We start from the raw sequence: 14,629 nt of genomic DNA on the forward strand, positions 1-14,629 counted from the left end.
GGTTCCGTGGCTCTCCTTATCCAGAATGGCCGCATCATCACCGCCGACGCCGACTACACTGCCGACCTCCTCGTGGAGGGCGAGACCATCAGCCGGATCGGGGAGGGGTTGACCGCGCCCGAGGGCACGCGCGTGATCGACGCGAGCGGCAAGTACGTCTTTCCCGGCTTCATCGACCCGCACGTCCACGTCTACCTGCCGTTCATGGGCACCTTCGCCAAGGACACCCACACGACGGCGAGCCAGGCGGCGTTGATCGGCGGGACGACGACCTATATCGAGATGCTAGCCCCCGCCCAGAGCGAGCCGCTGCGGGAGGGTTGGGAGAAGTGGACGGGGCTCGCCGAGGGCAAGAGCGCCTGCGACTACACCTTCCACCTGGGGGTGACCCGCTGGGACGACGAAACGGAAGCCACCCTGCGCGACCTGGTGGCCCAGGGCATGAAGTCCTTCAAGGTCTTCCTGGCCTACAAGGGGGCTTTCGGTATCGACGACGACGTGCTCTACCGGGTGCTCACCCTGGCGCGCGAACTCGGCGTGGTGGTCACCGCCCACTGCGAGAACGCCGAGCTGGTGGCGCAACTGCAACGGAGGCTCCTGGCCGAGGGCAAGACGGGCCCCGAGTGGCACGAGCCGAGCCGCCCGGAGGGGGTGGAGGCCGAGGGCACCGCCCACTTCGCCGCCTTCGTGGAGATGACCGGGGCCGAGGGCTACGTCGTCCACCTCTCCAACGAGCGGGCGCTGGAGGCCGCGCTGGAGGCCAAGCGGCGGGGGGTCAGGCTCCACATCGAGTCGGTCATCCCGCATTTCCTGCTGGACAAGACCTATGCCGAGCGCCCCGGCGTGGAGGGCGCGAAGTACGTGATGAGCCCACCGCTGCGCGAGAAGCACAACCAGCACGCACTCTGGACGGCGCTGGAGCAGGGCCTGATCGACACCGTGGGCACCGACCACTGCCCCTTCGACGTGGCCCAGAAGGCGATGGGTGAGGGGGACTTCACCAAGATTCCGAACGGCATCCCCGCCATCGAGGACCGGGTGAACCTGCTCTACACCTACGGGGTGAGCCGGGGCGGGCTCAGCCTCAGCCGCTTCGTGGAGTCGGCCAGCACGAAGGCCGCCAGGCTGTTTGGGCTCTTCCCGCGCAAGGGCACCATCGCGGTGGGTTCGGATGCCGACCTCGTGATCTACGACCCCAATTACCGGGGCCACATCTCCGCGAGCACGAGCCACATGAACAACGACTACAGCGCCTTCGAGGGCTGGGAGATTGACGGGCGGCCCGATGTGGTGACCGTGCGCGGCGAGGTGGCGGTGGAGGGCGGGCGGTTCGTCGGGGATCCGGGGCGGGGTCAACTGCTGCGGCGGTGAGGGTTTCTTAGCCCCTCCCCCTTGAGGGGGGGGTTGGGAGGGGTGAGCCGTCGCCGCATCTCAGGGCCAACCAGAAGGAGAAGGCATCTTCTCGGCAACGCAGTTGGTCACACGCCCCCTCACCCCAGCCCTCTCCCACAAGGGGAGAGGGAGAAAAAGACAAAGCACGAGTCCCGAGACTTCCATTCAGAGGAGCGTCCCCGTGACACAAGTGTTCACTCCCCAGGCCGTTCACCCGCCCCCCTCTGAGCCCATCGTCACCATCCGGGACCTCCAGATGGTCTTCGCGCATCCGGGCGGGCAGACGGTCGCCCTTCAGGACGCGAATCTGACCATCGGGCGGGGGGAGTTCATCAGCCTGATTGGGCCCTCGGGGTGCGGCAAGACGACCTTGCTGCGGCTGCTCGCCGACCTCGTGCAGCCGACCGCCGGAACCATTCTGATCGGGGGACAGCCGCCGGGGCAGGCGCGGCGGGAGCGGAAGTACGGGTACGTCTTCCAGGCCCCGGCGCTGCTGGAGTGGCGCACGGTGCTGAGCAACGTCACCTTGCCCCTGGAGGTGATGAACGTGCCCGGCGACCGGGCGGCCAGGGCGCGCGAGATGTTGAACCTCGTGGGGCTCTCAGGCTTCGAGCGGCGTTACCCGTGGCAGCTTTCGGGCGGGATGCAGCAGCGGGTGAGCATCGCCCGGGCGCTCGCCTTCGACCCGCCCCTGCTGTTTATGGACGAGCCCTTCGGGGCGCTCGACGAGATCACGCGCGAGCATCTGAACCTCGAACTCCTGCGGCTGTGGCGCGAGACGGGCAAGACGGTCATCTTTGTGACGCACAGCATCAGCGAGGCGGTGTTCCTGAGCACGCGGGTCGTGGTGATGACGGCCCGACCCGGCAAGATCGAGGGCGTGGTGGATGTGGACCTGCCGCAGCCCCGGGGCGACGACACCCGCGAACTGCCGCGCTTCTTCGAGCTGATGACCCAGGTGCGGGAACTGCTCAGGAAGGGGCACGCATGACGGCTGCACCCAGGCGGGGCAGACTTGCCGGTTCTCCCCTCCTCCCGATGCTGGTGGTGTTGGTGGTTGCCGTCCTGCTGTACCTCCCGCTGATGCTGTGGGCGAACGTCGGCCCGGCGTCGCGGGCGCTGGCGAGCGGGGCGGACCTGGGATGTCCAAACGCGATTGCTTGTGCGACTCAACTGAGAAATCCGGTGCTGCCCGCCCCCGGTCAACTCGTGCAAGGGTTTCGCTCCCTCAGCGTGCCGCCCACGGCTCCCACCTCCGCACCCTACAACGCCGTCGTGACGGGTGGGGAGACGCTGCTGGGGCTGGTCCTGGCGACTGGATTAGGCCTCGTTCTGGCCGCACTCCTCGTTCTGAGTCGGTCCTTCGAGCGGGCCACCCTGCCCTGGCTGGTCGCGTCCCAGACGGTGCCCATTGTCGCCATCGCGCCCATGCTGGCGGTGCTGCTGGGGCAGTACGGGGTGCAGGGCTTCCTGCCCAAGGCGCTCATCGCCGCGTACATCGCCTTTTTCCCCGTCGCAGTGGGGATGAGTCGGGGATTGCGGAGCCCGGACACGCTGCAACTCGACCTGATGCGGACGTACAGCGCCTCGCCGGGGCGGGTGTTCTTCCAGCTCCGGCTGCCCGCCAGCCTGCCGTACCTCTTCACGGCGCTCAAGGTGGCGGTGACGGCGGCCCTCGTGGGCAGCATCGTGGCGGAGATCAGCACGATCTCCTTTTCGGGCCTGGGCAAGATGCTCGCCGAGAACTCGCGGGCGTCGGACACCATCGCGCTGTGGGTCATCATGGCCTACGGGGCGGCGCTGGGGGTGGGGCTGGTCGCCCTCGTCGGCCTCCTTGAAAGGGTGGTGACGCCGTGGCGAGCGGGGCGGTGACGTGGCGCGGGGCCGCTCGCCGTCCGGGGCTGGGGGCCCTGCTCCCGCTGGCCCTGAGCGGCCTCGGCCTGCTGGGGCTCTCTGTCGCGCTGGCACGGTTGGGGACGGCACCGGACCGACCGCTGCCCTGGCTGCTGGGAGTGCTGGCCCTGTTGCTCTTAGGCGTCCTCGGCATCCGTTCGGCGGCACGGGGAGAAGGAAGGGCCGCCCGGACCCTCCCCGCCGCCCTCACCGGGCTGCTCGTCGTGCTGGCGGTCGAGGCTCTTCTGCGCGCCTACGGCGTTCCGGCGGGCCTCATCCCCACCCCCAGCCGTGTGCTCGTCGCGCTGTGGGAGGCGCGGACGGTCCTCCTTCAGGACACCTTTTACACCTTTGTTTTGGAGGCCCTGTTGGGCTTCGTGGTGGGCACCGTGATCGGCCTGGCCCTCGCGCTGCTCGTCGTGCGCTTCCGCTTTCTCGAACGCGGCCTGCTGCCCTACGCGGCCCTCTTCAGCTCCGTGCCCATCGTGGCGCTCGCCCCGGTGGTGGTCAAAGCCCTGGGGCTGGAGTGGCCGAGCAAGATGGTCGTCGTGGCGATCACGGTGCTGTTTCCGGTCGTCGTGAACGCGGTGCGCGGCCTGCAAGCGGCCCACCCCCTGCACCTCGACCTGCTGCACACCTATGCGGCGAGCCCCTCGCAGACCTTCCGCGCCGTCCGGGTGCCCACCGCGCTCCCCTTCGTCTTCAATGCCCTCAAGGTGGGGAGCACCCTCGCCCTGATCTCGGCCATCGTGGCGGAATTCTTCGGCACGACCGGGCACGGGCTGGGGTTCCGCATCCAGATCGAGGTGGGGCGCTTCAACCTCGCCGTCGTGTGGGCCGCCATCGTGCTGGCGAGTGTGGTGGGGCTGGCGTTTTTCGGCCTGATCAGCGTGCTGGAGCGGCGATTCGCGCCCGTGCCGCAGACCTCGTGAAGGACTGTTGGAAGAACCGTTTTTCTTGGACGACCACCTCTTCACCCCCGCAGAGCTTGAGAAGTCCCGGCCTCCCTGCCTGAAGGGGGAGGAGCAACCAGAGAACACCTGAATCCCGCCCTTCTTCTCCCCCCGGAGGAACAGATGAAGCATTCCAAGTTGACCGCCGCCGTCACCGCCGTCCTCGCCGCCGCGCTGCTGGCCCCAGGAGCCCACGCCCAGAAGCTCGTGCCCGTCAAGGTGCAGCTCAAGTGGTTCCCGCAGGCGCAGTTCGCGGGCTTTTTCGTGGCACAGGCGAAGGGCTACTACAAGGCCGAGGGGCTGGACGTGCAGTTCCTGCCCACCGGGGACCAGTCGCCGATTCAGACGGTGGCGACGGGCACCGCCGACTTCGGCACGACCTGGATCACCGACCTGCTGACTGCCCGGGCGCAGGGCATCCCGGTGGTTCACATCGCGCAGCTCTTCCAGAAGAGCGGGTATACCCTCGTCGCCCTGAAGAGCAGCAACATCACCAAGCCGCAGGACTTCAAGGGCAAGCGGGTCGGCGTGTGGCCCAGCGGCAACGAGTACCCGGCGGTCGCCCTCCTCAAGAAGTACGGCCTGACGACCAGCCTCGACAGCACCGTGAGCAACCCGGACGTGCAGGCCGTCACCTACCCCTTTGACCCCAGCATCGTGTTCCCCGACAAGGTGGACCTCGTGTCGGCCATGACCTACAACGAGATCGACCAGATCGTGGGGCTGGGCTACAGCCTCGACAAGCTGCGGATCTTCCGCACCGCCGACTACGGGATCAACCTCCTGGAAGACCTGATGTTCACCACCGACCGCACCCTGAAGACGGCCAACTTCAAGGGCAGCGGCCAGAGCGGGCAGCAGATCGCCGCCAAACTCGTGCGCGCCACGCTGAAGGGCTGGAACTACGCGGTCACCCACCAGGCCGAGGCCGTGAGCATCGTCCTGCCGCTGTGCGGCAACACCTGCAAGGGCAGCGGCACCCGCGCCGACGCCAAATCTCACCAGACCTGGCAGATGGCCGAGGTCGCCAAGCTCTACAACACCGGCCCGACGACCCGGGGCCTGGCGGGCTACCTCGATCCCGCCGTATACCGCAACAACGTGGCCCTCCTGAGGAACCTGGGTATTCTCAAGGCCAGCCCCGACGCGGGCGCCGTGACCTACAGCGTGTGGGAGGCCGCGACGGGGAAGAAGGCCCCGCGGTGAGTGGGGGAGGAGTCGCGGAATCCACGCCAACCGGGCTCAATCCGGCCCGCACGGTCGCCGAACTCAAAGAGCTGCGGCGGCTCACGGGCGACGAAAACGGCGCCCAGCGCGTCGCCTTCACCGACACCTGGCTGCGGGCGCGGGACTTCCTGAAAGAACGTCTCGCCGAGCTTCCCGTGGAGGTTCACCAGGACCCCGCCGGGAACCTGTGGGCCACGTTGAAAGGAGAATCCGAGCGCGAACTGCTGATCGGCGGCCACCTCGACAGCGTGCCGAACGGGGGGTGGCTCGACGGCTGCCTCAACGTGCTCGCCGGGCTGGAAGTGTTGCGGCGGGTGAACGCCGAGTATGGGGGCCGTCCGCCCGTCACCCTGCGCCTGGTGGACTGGGCCGACGAGGAGGGGGCGCGGTTCGGCCGCTCCCTGTACGGGTCCAGCGCGGCGAGCGGCCATTTCGACGTGGCCGAGATGGCGAAGTTGACCGACCGGGATGGGGTCGGCCTGGGAGCGGCGTTAGAGCGGGTCGGCGTGAGACTGGAGGATGCCCCAAAAGCCCGTGACGAACTTCGCAACGCCGCCGCCTACCTGGAACTGCACATTGAGCAGGGGCCGGTGTTGGAAGGATTGGGATTGCCGCTCGGCGCAGTGCTCGGCACGGTGGGGGTCGAGCGCCACGTCCTGACCTTCCACGGGCAGGCGGCGCATTCAGGCAGCACGCCGATGAATGTCCGGCGCGACGCCTTCCTGGCCGCAGCCCGACTGGGACAGGAAATCTACGCCATCGCCGAGCGGCACGGCGGCGTCTGCACGGTCGGCAGCGTCAAGACCTGGCCCGGGATCGTGACCAGCGTGGTGGAGCGGTGCGAGATCACGCTCGACCAGCGCCACCTCGACGCCGGGAAACTGGCGGCGATGTGGCAGGACGCGCGGGAGGCCGCCGAGCGGTTCGCTCAGGAGGGCGGCTGCACCGTCGAGGTCGGCAACCTGTGGAACATCGAGCCCATCCCCTTCCACCCGGACCTCATCGAGGCGGCGGAGGCGGCCATCCTAGAGACGGTGCCGACCAGCCACCGCCTTCCCAGCGGCCCGCTGCACGACGCGGCGGAGGTGGCCCGCGCCGGGGTGCCCACGGTCATGCTGTTCGTCCAGAGCCTGCGGGGGATCAGCCACAACAAGATCGAGGACACGCGGGAGGAACACATCATGCAGAGCGTGGAGGCGTTCGACCGGCTGGCGAGTCGGGCGATGGGGTGGATTCAGGGGCGGAGGTGAGGTGAAGGTGGGAAGGGTGGCCCGGACGGTTCACCCCCTCCCAACCTCCCCCCTCAAGGGGGAGGGGCTAAAGCGGCTTTCGGGCTTCCAGGGTCTGCTGAATTCGTTCCAGTACACGAGTCAGGTTGGTTCGGACCTCGTGGTTCCAGAAGCGCAACGTCTCGAAGCCGTGTTCGGCCATGTCTGCGTCCCTTGCCCGGTCGGCCTCGCTGTTCAGGTGCTGGCTGCCGTCGAGTTCGATAACCAGGCCTCGCTCGTGACACACGAAGTCAGCGACGTACCGGCCCATCGGCTCCTGTCGGCGGAAGCTGACGCCGAGCCCCTTGCCCCGCAAGGACTGCCACAGCCGCGTTTCCTCCGGCGTCATCCGGCCCCGGAGGGTGCGCGCCACTTCGCTCGACGGACTGGTTCTCGCTTCCCACTTTGCCACGCTCCAGCCTAAACCCTTCTTTTCTCCCTCCCCCTTGAGGGGGGAGGGCCGGGGAGGGGGTGAACCGTCCGGGCATCCCCAAAACACCGCTCCCCATCTCCCCAGAGGTTCCCCCATGCTCCCCACCCTGCGCGAACTCCTCACCCTCCCGGCCTTCGCGGGCGCGGAGGTGCTGAGCGGCCACGCGCGGCTGGGCGAGCCCGTGACCTGGGTGCATGTCTCGGAAATCCCCGATGCGGCCCGCTTCCTGAGCGGCGGTGAGTTGCTGCTGTCGGTGGGCGCTCCGCTGGTGAACGCGGGAGAGCAGGCGGGACATGACTACATCCGCTCTCTTGCCGAGCGCGGGGCGAGCGGGTTGGCCCTCGAACTCGTGCGCGAGCTGCGCGAGCCGCCGCCCGCCGTGCTCGGCGCCGCCCGGCTCTACGACCTCCCGCTGCTGGTCTTCCGGCAGGAGGTGAACTTCGCCCAACTCACCCGGGCGGCCCACGCGCGCATCCTGCGCCAGCCCGCCGAATATGGGGAGCCCAGCCTCGCGCCGCTCCTCGACGCCCTGGCCGAGACGGGGCGCAGCCGGGCCTTTCTGGAGGCGCAGCTCGGACCACTCCTCGTCCTGCCCACGCGGGCGCGAGTCACCCTGATCGGCACCCTCGCCGCCCTGCTAGAGACGAACTTCAACATGGCCGAGTCCGCACGGCGGCTGAGCGTCCGGCGTCAGACCGTGTACTACCGCCTCGAACAGTTGCGGGCGATGCTGGGCGATCTGGACAATCCCCGGCGGCAACTCGGCCTGCACCTCGCCCTGGAACTCAGCCGCAGCGAGGTGGCGGAGGCGGTGCCCGACTCCGCGTCGCCCTAGACACTCTGTCTCTTGGCACGCCCGCACCTGCAACCTACGATCAGAGTCGTCCCTCTTTCCCCTCTCAGCCAGGAGGCGCCCCATGCCGGAACCCAGACCCGACACCCAGCAGGTCATCGCCGAGAACCGCGAATACACCCTCTTCTCGTGGAGCGTGCAGGGGCAGGCCAACCCCATCCACATGGTTGGCGGGAAGGGCAGCCACTTCTACGACGGCGACGGCAACACCTGGCTCGACTTCTCCAGTCAGCTCATCAACATCAACGTGGGGCACCAGCACCCCAAGGTCCTCCAGGCCATCAAGGACCAGGTGGACCGGATGTGCTTCGCCGGGCCGTCCTTCGCCACGGACGTGCGCGCGGAGCTGGGCAAGAAGCTCGCGGAGGTCACCGGCCTCGCCAAGAGCTTCTTCACCCTGGGCGGCTCCGAGGCGAACGAGAACGCCATCAAGATGGCGAAGCTCTACACCGGGCGCGACAAGATCATCACCCGCTACCGCTCCTACCACGGGGCGACGATGGGCTCCATGAGCGCCTCGGGCGATCCCCGGCGCTGGCCGGTCGAGCCGGGCATTCCGGGCATCGTGCGGGTGTTCGACCCCTACATGTACCGCCCGCCGATGGGCGGCAGCGCCGAGGAGTGGGAGGACGGCTGCATCACCCACATCGAGGAGGTGATCCAGCTTGAGGGTCCCCACACCATCGCCGCCATGCTGGTGGAGGGCATCACCGGCAGCAACGGCCTGCTGATCCCGCCCGACTCCTACTACCCCCGGCTGCGGGCGCTGCTCGACAAGTACGGCATCCTCCTGATCGACGACGAGGTGATGAGCGGCTTCGGGCGCACCGGCAAGTGGCTGGCCACCCAGCACTACGGCATCGTGCCCGACATCGTGACCTGCGCCAAGGGCCTCACGAGCGGGTACATGCCGCTGGGCGCCGTCATCGTGAACCAGAAGATCGCCGACTATTTCGAGAACCACTTCCTGGCGGGCGGCCTGACGTACAGCGGCCACCCTGTCAGCCTCGCCGCCGCCATCGCCAACCTCAAGGTGTACGAGGAGGAACGCCTCTTCGAGCACACCCTGGAACTGGGGAAATACCTGGGCGAGCGTCTGGAGGCCATGAAGCGCAAGTACGCCTGCGTGGGCGACGTACGGTACATCGGCCTCTTCAGCGTGCTGGAACTCGTGAAGGACAAGCGGACGAAAGAGCCGCTGGCCCCCTACAACGGCACCTCGCCGGAGATGGCGCGGCTCACCTCCCACATCAAGTCGAGGCACGTCTACGCCTTCAGCCGCTTCAACATGATCTGGGTCTGCCCGCCCCTCGTCATCACGAAGGAGGAGCTGGACGCGGGGCTCGACGTGTACGAGGAGGCGCTGGCCCTGGTGGACGAGATGATCGGGGCGCCGGTGGCGGCGGACTAGGTGGAGTTCTCCCTCTCCCCTCGTGGGAGAGGGCTGGGGTGAGGGGGCGTGTGACCAACTCTATTGCCGAGAAGATACCTTCCCCCTTCCCGCTGGCTTCCTGACGTCCGGCCCGTTCACCCCCACCCGGGGGAGGAGCAAAACCCACAACCCCCCTGATTTCCCCGGAGGTCCACCATGACCAGCACCGCCCAAAAGCCCGCCGTTCAAACCCTCACGCACTGGCTCTCCGGCAAGCCCGCCGAGGGAACCTCCAGGCGCACCGCCCCCGTCTACAACCCGGCGACCGGGCAGGTGCAGGCCCTCGTGCCCCTCGCCAGCCGCGCCGAGGTAGATCAAGCGGTTGGGATCGCCACCGCTGCCGCCAAAATCTGGCGGGCCGCGCCCCTCGGCAAGCGCGCCGAAGTCCTCTTCCGCTTCCGCGAGCTGCTCGACCGCCGACGGGAGGAGCTGGCCCGCATCCTCACCCGCGAGCACGGCAAGGTCCACGCCGACGCGCTGGGCGAGATTGCCCGGGGCATCGAGAACGTGGAGTACGCCTGCGGGGTGCCGAACCTGCTCAAGGGCGGGTACTCCGAGCAGGCGAGCACGGGGGTGGACGTGTACTCCATCCAGCAGCCGCTCGGGGTGGTGGCGGGTATCACGCCCTTCAACTTCCCGGCGATGGTGCCCCTGTGGATGATGGCGAACGCGCTGGCGTGTGGTAACGCCTTCATCCTCAAGCCGAGTGAAAAGGACCCCAGCGCGAGCCTCTTCCTGGCGGAACTGCTGAAGGAGGCGGGTCTCCCCGATGGCGTCTTTAACGTCGTCCACGGGGACAAGGAGGCGGTCGACGCCCTGCTGGAACACCCCGGTATCGCCGCCGTGAGCTTCGTGGGGAGTACGCCCATCGCGCGCAGCATCTACCAGAAGGGCACCGCGCACGGCAAGCGGGTGCAGGCCCTCGGCGGGGCGAAAAACCACATGCTCGTCCTCCCCGACGCGGACGTGGGCATGGCCGCCGACGCCGCGGTATCGGCCGCCTACGGCTCGGCGGGCGAGCGGTGCATGGCGATCTCCGTCCTCGTGGCCGTCGGCGGGGTGGGGGACGCCCTCATCTCAGCGATTCAGGAACGCCTGCCCGCGCTCAAGGTCGGCCCCGGCGACCAGCCCGGCAACGAGATGGGGCCGCTGATCACCCGCGAACACCGCGACCGGGTGGCGGGGTACATCGAGCGCGCGCGGGGGCAGGGCGCGACCGTGGTGGTGGACGGGCGCGAGCAGCAATTTGACGGCGACGGCTTCTTCCTCGGCGTATCGCTCCTCGACCATGTCACGCCCGAGATGGACGCCTACCAGGACGAGATCTTCGGCCCCGTGCTGTGTGTCGTGCGCGCGAACAGCTACGACGAGGGCCTGAAACTCATCAACGAGAACGAGTACGGCAACGGCACGGCGATCTTCACCCGCGACGGCGGGGCGGCCCGGCGCTTCCAGTTCGAGGTCGAGGTGGGGATGGTCGGCATCAACGTGCCCATCCCCGTGCCGGTGGCGTACTACTCCTTCGGCGGCTGGAAGGCGAGCCTCTTCGGGGACAGCCACATGTACGGTCCCGAGGGGATCAAGTTCTACACGCGCTCCAAGGTGGTCACGTCGCGCTGGCCCGACCCGGCGAGCAGCCGGGTGGACCTGGGGTTCCCGCAAAACCGGTAGGCGGGGCCCCCTGCGCCTGGTCCTCCTGCCCCGCGGGTGAGGTCCTTCAGGTCACCCCACAGCCCCGCAGCCGGGTGGCCTGAACTTCAGAACAGGGGGCGCCTTTGTGCAGGCCTCTGGCGCCTCGAAACCTGCCCAGCGGGGAGCGCCAGTGGCCCGCGCTTCCTCCCCACCTTCGGCGGCCTGAGGGTCGAACGCGGGGAGGAACACGAGGCAACGGCGTTGGGCGTCGCGCTCGCGGCGGGAACTCTGACCTGGGGACAGGTCCGCGGCCGCACGTCCCCTGCTCAGGTCTTCGCCGACCCTCGCGCCGGAGAAGCGGGAACAGGCCGCCGCCCTGCCGACCGAGTGACCCTCAGCCGAGGGGTCGCCCGCCGTCCACGGGGATGATGCAGCCCGTGCTGAAGGTGAGGTGCGTGGCGGCGGCCAGGACGGCGCGGGCCACCTCCTCCGGTTGGGCGATGCGGCCCAGCGGCGTGCGGGCGGCCTGGGCGGCGATCAATTCGGGGGGCATCCGCTGGGCGTACTCGCCGTCCACCCAGCCGGGCGAGACGCTGAGCACCCGGATGTCCGGGGCCAGCGCCCGGCCCAGGCTGCGGGTCAGCGAGTCGAGGGCCGCCTTGCTCGCGCAGTAGGCGACGTTGCTGCCCAGCCCAGTTTGACCTGCAACGGAGCTGATGTTGACGACCAGCCCGTTCCCCCCCTCACGCAGCAGCGGGGCAAAGGCCCGCACGCAGGCGAAGGCCCCGCGCACGTTCACCCGCAGGATGTTGTCGATCCACTCGTCGGTGAGCCCGTCCAGGTCTGCATGTGCGACCGGCGTGGTCACCCCCGCGTTGTTGACGAGCAGATCGAGGCGGCCCTCCCGCTCGCGCACACTCCTGGCGGCAGCGGCGAGCGTGCCGCTGTCGTCCACCCGCGCGAGCAGGGCGCGGTGTGCGCCTCCCCCGGGCAGGCGGGCGGCCAACTCCACCGCCCGCGCCTCGCCGCCCGCGTACCCGACGAGGACCGTCGCGCCCGCGCCCGCCAGCGCCTCGCAAATCGCCGTGCCGATGCCGCCCGCCCCGCCGGTGACGAGTGCCACCCGGCCAGCCAACGCTCCGGCGGTCATGGTGGATTGCCCCTCACCGTGCCGCGCCAGACCAATTCGCCGGGATGCAGGCGCGGTCCACTCCCGGGCCGCGGGTCGTCAAGGGTCCGCAGGGCGTCCTCGATCATGGCCTCCAGCGGCTGGCGGATGGTGGTCAGGCGGTACGCCACCCGCCCGCCCTCCTGAATGCCGTCGAAGCCGATCACGCTCACCTCCTCGGGGACCCGCCGCCCCAGCAGGCGCAGGGCGTCGAGCACCCCGATGGCGACGATGTCGTTCGCCCCAAAGATGGCGTCCGGGCGTTCCCCCGCCGCGTGCAGGTCGAGGGTCGCCTGGAAGCCCCAGTCGTAGTGGAAGGCGCGGGCGGGCGCGGCGACCGGGCTCAGGCCCACCCCGGCCAGCCACTCGCTGAAGCCCCGCAACCGGTCCTGGTGGGTGGAAGTCTCCGGGTCGCCGCCGATGAAGGCGAGGCGCCGCGCCCCACTGCCGTACAGGATCTGCGCGGCCAGCCGTCCCCCGGCGTGGTTGTCGCAGGCCACCGAGAGCAGGTCGTCGTGGCCGGGCAACCGCCGGTTGAAGAGCAGCACCGGGATGCCGCCCCTCGACACGTCCCCCAGGCTGGGCGGGGTGCTGTTCAGCCGCGTCGGGAAGACGATGGCGGCCTCGATCTGGTAGGCCCGCGCGGCGTCCAGCGTCTCCTGCACGTCGCGCCCGGCGTCGTGGGTCAGGAGGAGCGCCCGCCTGCCCCCCGCCTCCAGCGCCTGCGCCATCTGCGAGAGCGCCTGGGGATAGAAGGGGTTGTGCAGGTCCCCCACGATCAGGGCCACGATCCCGCTGCGCCGGGTGGAGAGGCTGCGGGCGATCGCGTTGGGGCGGTAGCCCAGCCGCTCGGCGGCCTCCAGCACCCGGCGGCGCGTCTCGGGGCTGATGCGCGCCCCTGGCGTAAAGGCCCGCGACACTGCCGACTGCGACACGCCCGCCTCCCGCGAAACGTCGATGGACGTGACGCGGTGATCGGGGGGCGCGGGGGGCCTGTTCATGGGTGGTGTTCAGGATAGGGGGCAGGGGGTCGAGGCCGCCCTGGCCGTGTCTTCAGGTCGCCGCCTTCTCCGGAACTGCCTCGCCGTACCGCTCCACCCTCAGGTCGGCCTGCCGCTGGTGGCCCGCGAAGCCCTCCACCCCGCAGATCACCGAGCAGTGCCGCCCGACGGTCACGCTGGCCTCCCGGGTGGCCCGCTGATAGGTGACGGTCTTGAGGAACTTGCCCACCCACAGCCCGCCCGTGTAGCGCGCCGCCCGGCCGGTGGGCAGGATGTGGTTGGTGCCGATAGCCTTGTCGCCGTAGGCCACGTTGGTTTCCGGGCCGAGGAAGAGCGAGCCGTAGTTGGTCATGTGCCGCAGGAAATAGTCCGGGTCGCGGGTGAGCACCTGCACATGCTCGCTGGCGATCTCGTCCGCTACCCGCACCATCTCCCCCTCCGACTCGGCGAGGATGATCTGGCCGTAGTCGCGCCAGGCCCGCCCGGCTATCTCGGCGGTGGGGAGACGCGCGAGTTGCCGCTCGATTTCGGGCACCACCGCCCGCGCCAGCGCCTCAGAGGTCGTCAGCAGCACCGCCGGGCTGTTCGGCCCGTGCTCGGCCTGGCCCAGCAGGTCGGTGGCGACCATCTCGGCGTCGGCGGAGTCGTCGGCAATCACCAGCGTCTCGGTCGGCCCGGCCAGCAGGTCGATGCCCACCTGCCCGAAGAGTTGCCGCTTGGCCTCGGCCACGTAGGCGTTGCCGGGGCCGACGAGCATGTCCACCGGGGGGATGCTTTCCGTGCCCAGGGCGAGCGCGGCCAGGGCCTGCACCCCACCCATGATGTAGATTTCGTCCGCCCCGGCCAGGTGCATGGTCGCCACGGTGGCGGGGTAGGGCTGCCCATCCTTGGGCGGGGTCACGGCGGCCACCCGGGGCACGCCCGCGACCTTGGCCGTCGCCACGCTCATGATGGCGCTGGCGACCATCGGGTAGCGCCCGCCCGGCACGTAGCAGGCCACGCTGCCCACGGGCAGGATGCGGTGCCCCAGCGTCACACCCGGCAGCGTCTCCACTTCCAGGTCGTGAATCGACCCGCGCTGCGCCCGTGCGAACGTCCGCACCTGCTCCAGCGCGAAACGGATGGACGTTAGGTGCTCCTCGGGAACTTGAGCCACCAGGTTCTCGATGTCGGCTTCACTCAGGCGGAAGGAGGGCGGGTTCCAGCCGTCGAAGCGGGCGGACAGTTCGCGCAGGGCCGCGTCCCCCCGTTCCCGCACGTCCGCGATGATGCCGCGCACGGTCTGCTCGACCTCGCCGTGGACCTGGAGTTGCGCTTGGGCGGTCATGCCGGGCTTCAGGGTGCGTGCCATCGGGGTCTCCTCTCGGGGTGCAGGGG

General features: G+C 69.3%; 13 protein-coding genes. 9 read left to right on the forward strand and 4 right to left on the reverse strand.

Annotated features, from left to right (window positions below; translation table 11 throughout):
* The first annotated feature begins 6 nt into the window (after window positions 1-6).
* The 6 genes from hydA (at window position 7) to DAERI_RS13850 (ending at window position 6,715) form a co-directional block, all read left to right on the forward strand.
* Complete coding sequence (gene hydA, locus DAERI_RS13825) at window positions 7-1,371, forward strand: dihydropyrimidinase (protein ID WP_103130023.1); 1,365 nt, start codon at window positions 7-9, stop codon at window positions 1,369-1,371.
* Between the two features lie 202 nt (window positions 1,372-1,573).
* Window positions 1,574-2,383, forward strand: coding sequence for an ABC transporter ATP-binding protein (locus DAERI_RS13830; RefSeq protein WP_235610392.1), 810 nt, complete (start codon window positions 1,574-1,576; stop codon window positions 2,381-2,383).
* Between the two features lie 47 nt (window positions 2,384-2,430).
* Window positions 2,431-3,264 carry an ABC transporter permease gene (locus tag DAERI_RS13835; RefSeq protein WP_103130025.1) on the forward strand — a complete coding sequence of 278 codons (834 nt, stop codon included), beginning with the start codon at window positions 2,431-2,433 and terminating at the stop codon, window positions 3,262-3,264.
* A complete protein-coding gene (locus DAERI_RS13840) occupies window positions 3,246-4,217 on the forward strand; it encodes an ABC transporter permease (protein ID WP_103130026.1) in 972 nt (323 codons plus the stop codon). The genes DAERI_RS13835 and DAERI_RS13840 overlap by 19 nt, the downstream gene beginning before the upstream one ends.
* A gap of 144 nt (window positions 4,218-4,361) precedes the next feature.
* Window positions 4,362-5,444: an ABC transporter substrate-binding protein gene (locus DAERI_RS13845; protein WP_103130027.1), complete on the forward strand. Its 1,083-nt coding sequence runs from the start codon at window positions 4,362-4,364 to the stop codon at window positions 5,442-5,444.
* Window positions 5,441-6,715: a M20 family metallo-hydrolase gene (locus DAERI_RS13850; RefSeq protein WP_103130028.1), complete on the forward strand. Its 1,275-nt coding sequence runs from the start codon at window positions 5,441-5,443 to the stop codon at window positions 6,713-6,715. The genes DAERI_RS13845 and DAERI_RS13850 overlap by 4 nt, the downstream gene beginning before the upstream one ends.
* A 67-nt stretch (window positions 6,716-6,782) precedes the next feature.
* Here the strand turns inward: DAERI_RS13850 and DAERI_RS13855 are convergent, their stop codons facing one another.
* A complete protein-coding gene (locus DAERI_RS13855) occupies window positions 6,783-7,145 on the reverse strand; it encodes an endonuclease domain-containing protein (protein ID WP_235610393.1) in 363 nt (120 codons plus the stop codon).
* 115 nt (window positions 7,146-7,260) lie between these two features.
* On the opposite strand from DAERI_RS13855, the gene DAERI_RS13860 reads away from it, so the two are divergent.
* The 3 genes from DAERI_RS13860 (at window position 7,261) to DAERI_RS13870 (ending at window position 11,122) form a co-directional block, all read left to right on the forward strand.
* Window positions 7,261-8,001, forward strand: coding sequence for a PucR family transcriptional regulator (locus DAERI_RS13860; RefSeq protein WP_103130030.1), 741 nt, complete (start codon window positions 7,261-7,263; stop codon window positions 7,999-8,001).
* A gap of 82 nt (window positions 8,002-8,083) precedes the next feature.
* Entirely contained in the window at window positions 8,084-9,430 is a 1,347-nt protein-coding gene (locus tag DAERI_RS13865) for an aminotransferase class III-fold pyridoxal phosphate-dependent enzyme (RefSeq protein ID WP_103130031.1), read from the forward strand.
* 177 nt (window positions 9,431-9,607) lie between these two features.
* Window positions 9,608-11,122, forward strand: a complete 1,515-nt coding sequence (locus tag DAERI_RS13870) for a CoA-acylating methylmalonate-semialdehyde dehydrogenase (protein ID WP_103130032.1) — start codon at window positions 9,608-9,610, stop codon at window positions 11,120-11,122.
* A gap of 355 nt (window positions 11,123-11,477) precedes the next feature.
* On the opposite strand, the gene DAERI_RS13875 is transcribed toward DAERI_RS13870, so the two are convergent.
* The 3 genes from DAERI_RS13875 to hisD are packed head-to-tail and all read right to left on the reverse strand — an operon-like array spanning window position 11,478 to window position 14,603.
* Window positions 11,478-12,233 (reverse strand): SDR family NAD(P)-dependent oxidoreductase, encoded by a 756-nt coding sequence (locus DAERI_RS13875; RefSeq protein WP_201262761.1) that lies wholly within the window; start codon window positions 12,231-12,233, stop codon window positions 11,478-11,480.
* Complete coding sequence (locus tag DAERI_RS13880; RefSeq protein ID WP_103130033.1) at window positions 12,230-13,252, reverse strand: LacI family DNA-binding transcriptional regulator; 1,023 nt, start codon at window positions 13,250-13,252, stop codon at window positions 12,230-12,232. The genes DAERI_RS13875 and DAERI_RS13880 overlap by 4 nt, the downstream gene beginning before the upstream one ends.
* A gap of 52 nt (window positions 13,253-13,304) precedes the next feature.
* Window positions 13,305-14,603, reverse strand: a complete 1,299-nt coding sequence (hisD, locus tag DAERI_RS13885) for a histidinol dehydrogenase (RefSeq protein WP_103130034.1) — start codon at window positions 14,601-14,603, stop codon at window positions 13,305-13,307.
* Window positions 14,604-14,629: the final 26 nt, after the last annotated feature.

It is taken from the genome of Deinococcus aerius, assembly GCF_002897375.1.
GTDB classification, from domain to species: Bacteria; Deinococcota; Deinococci; order Deinococcales; family Deinococcaceae; genus Deinococcus; species Deinococcus aerius.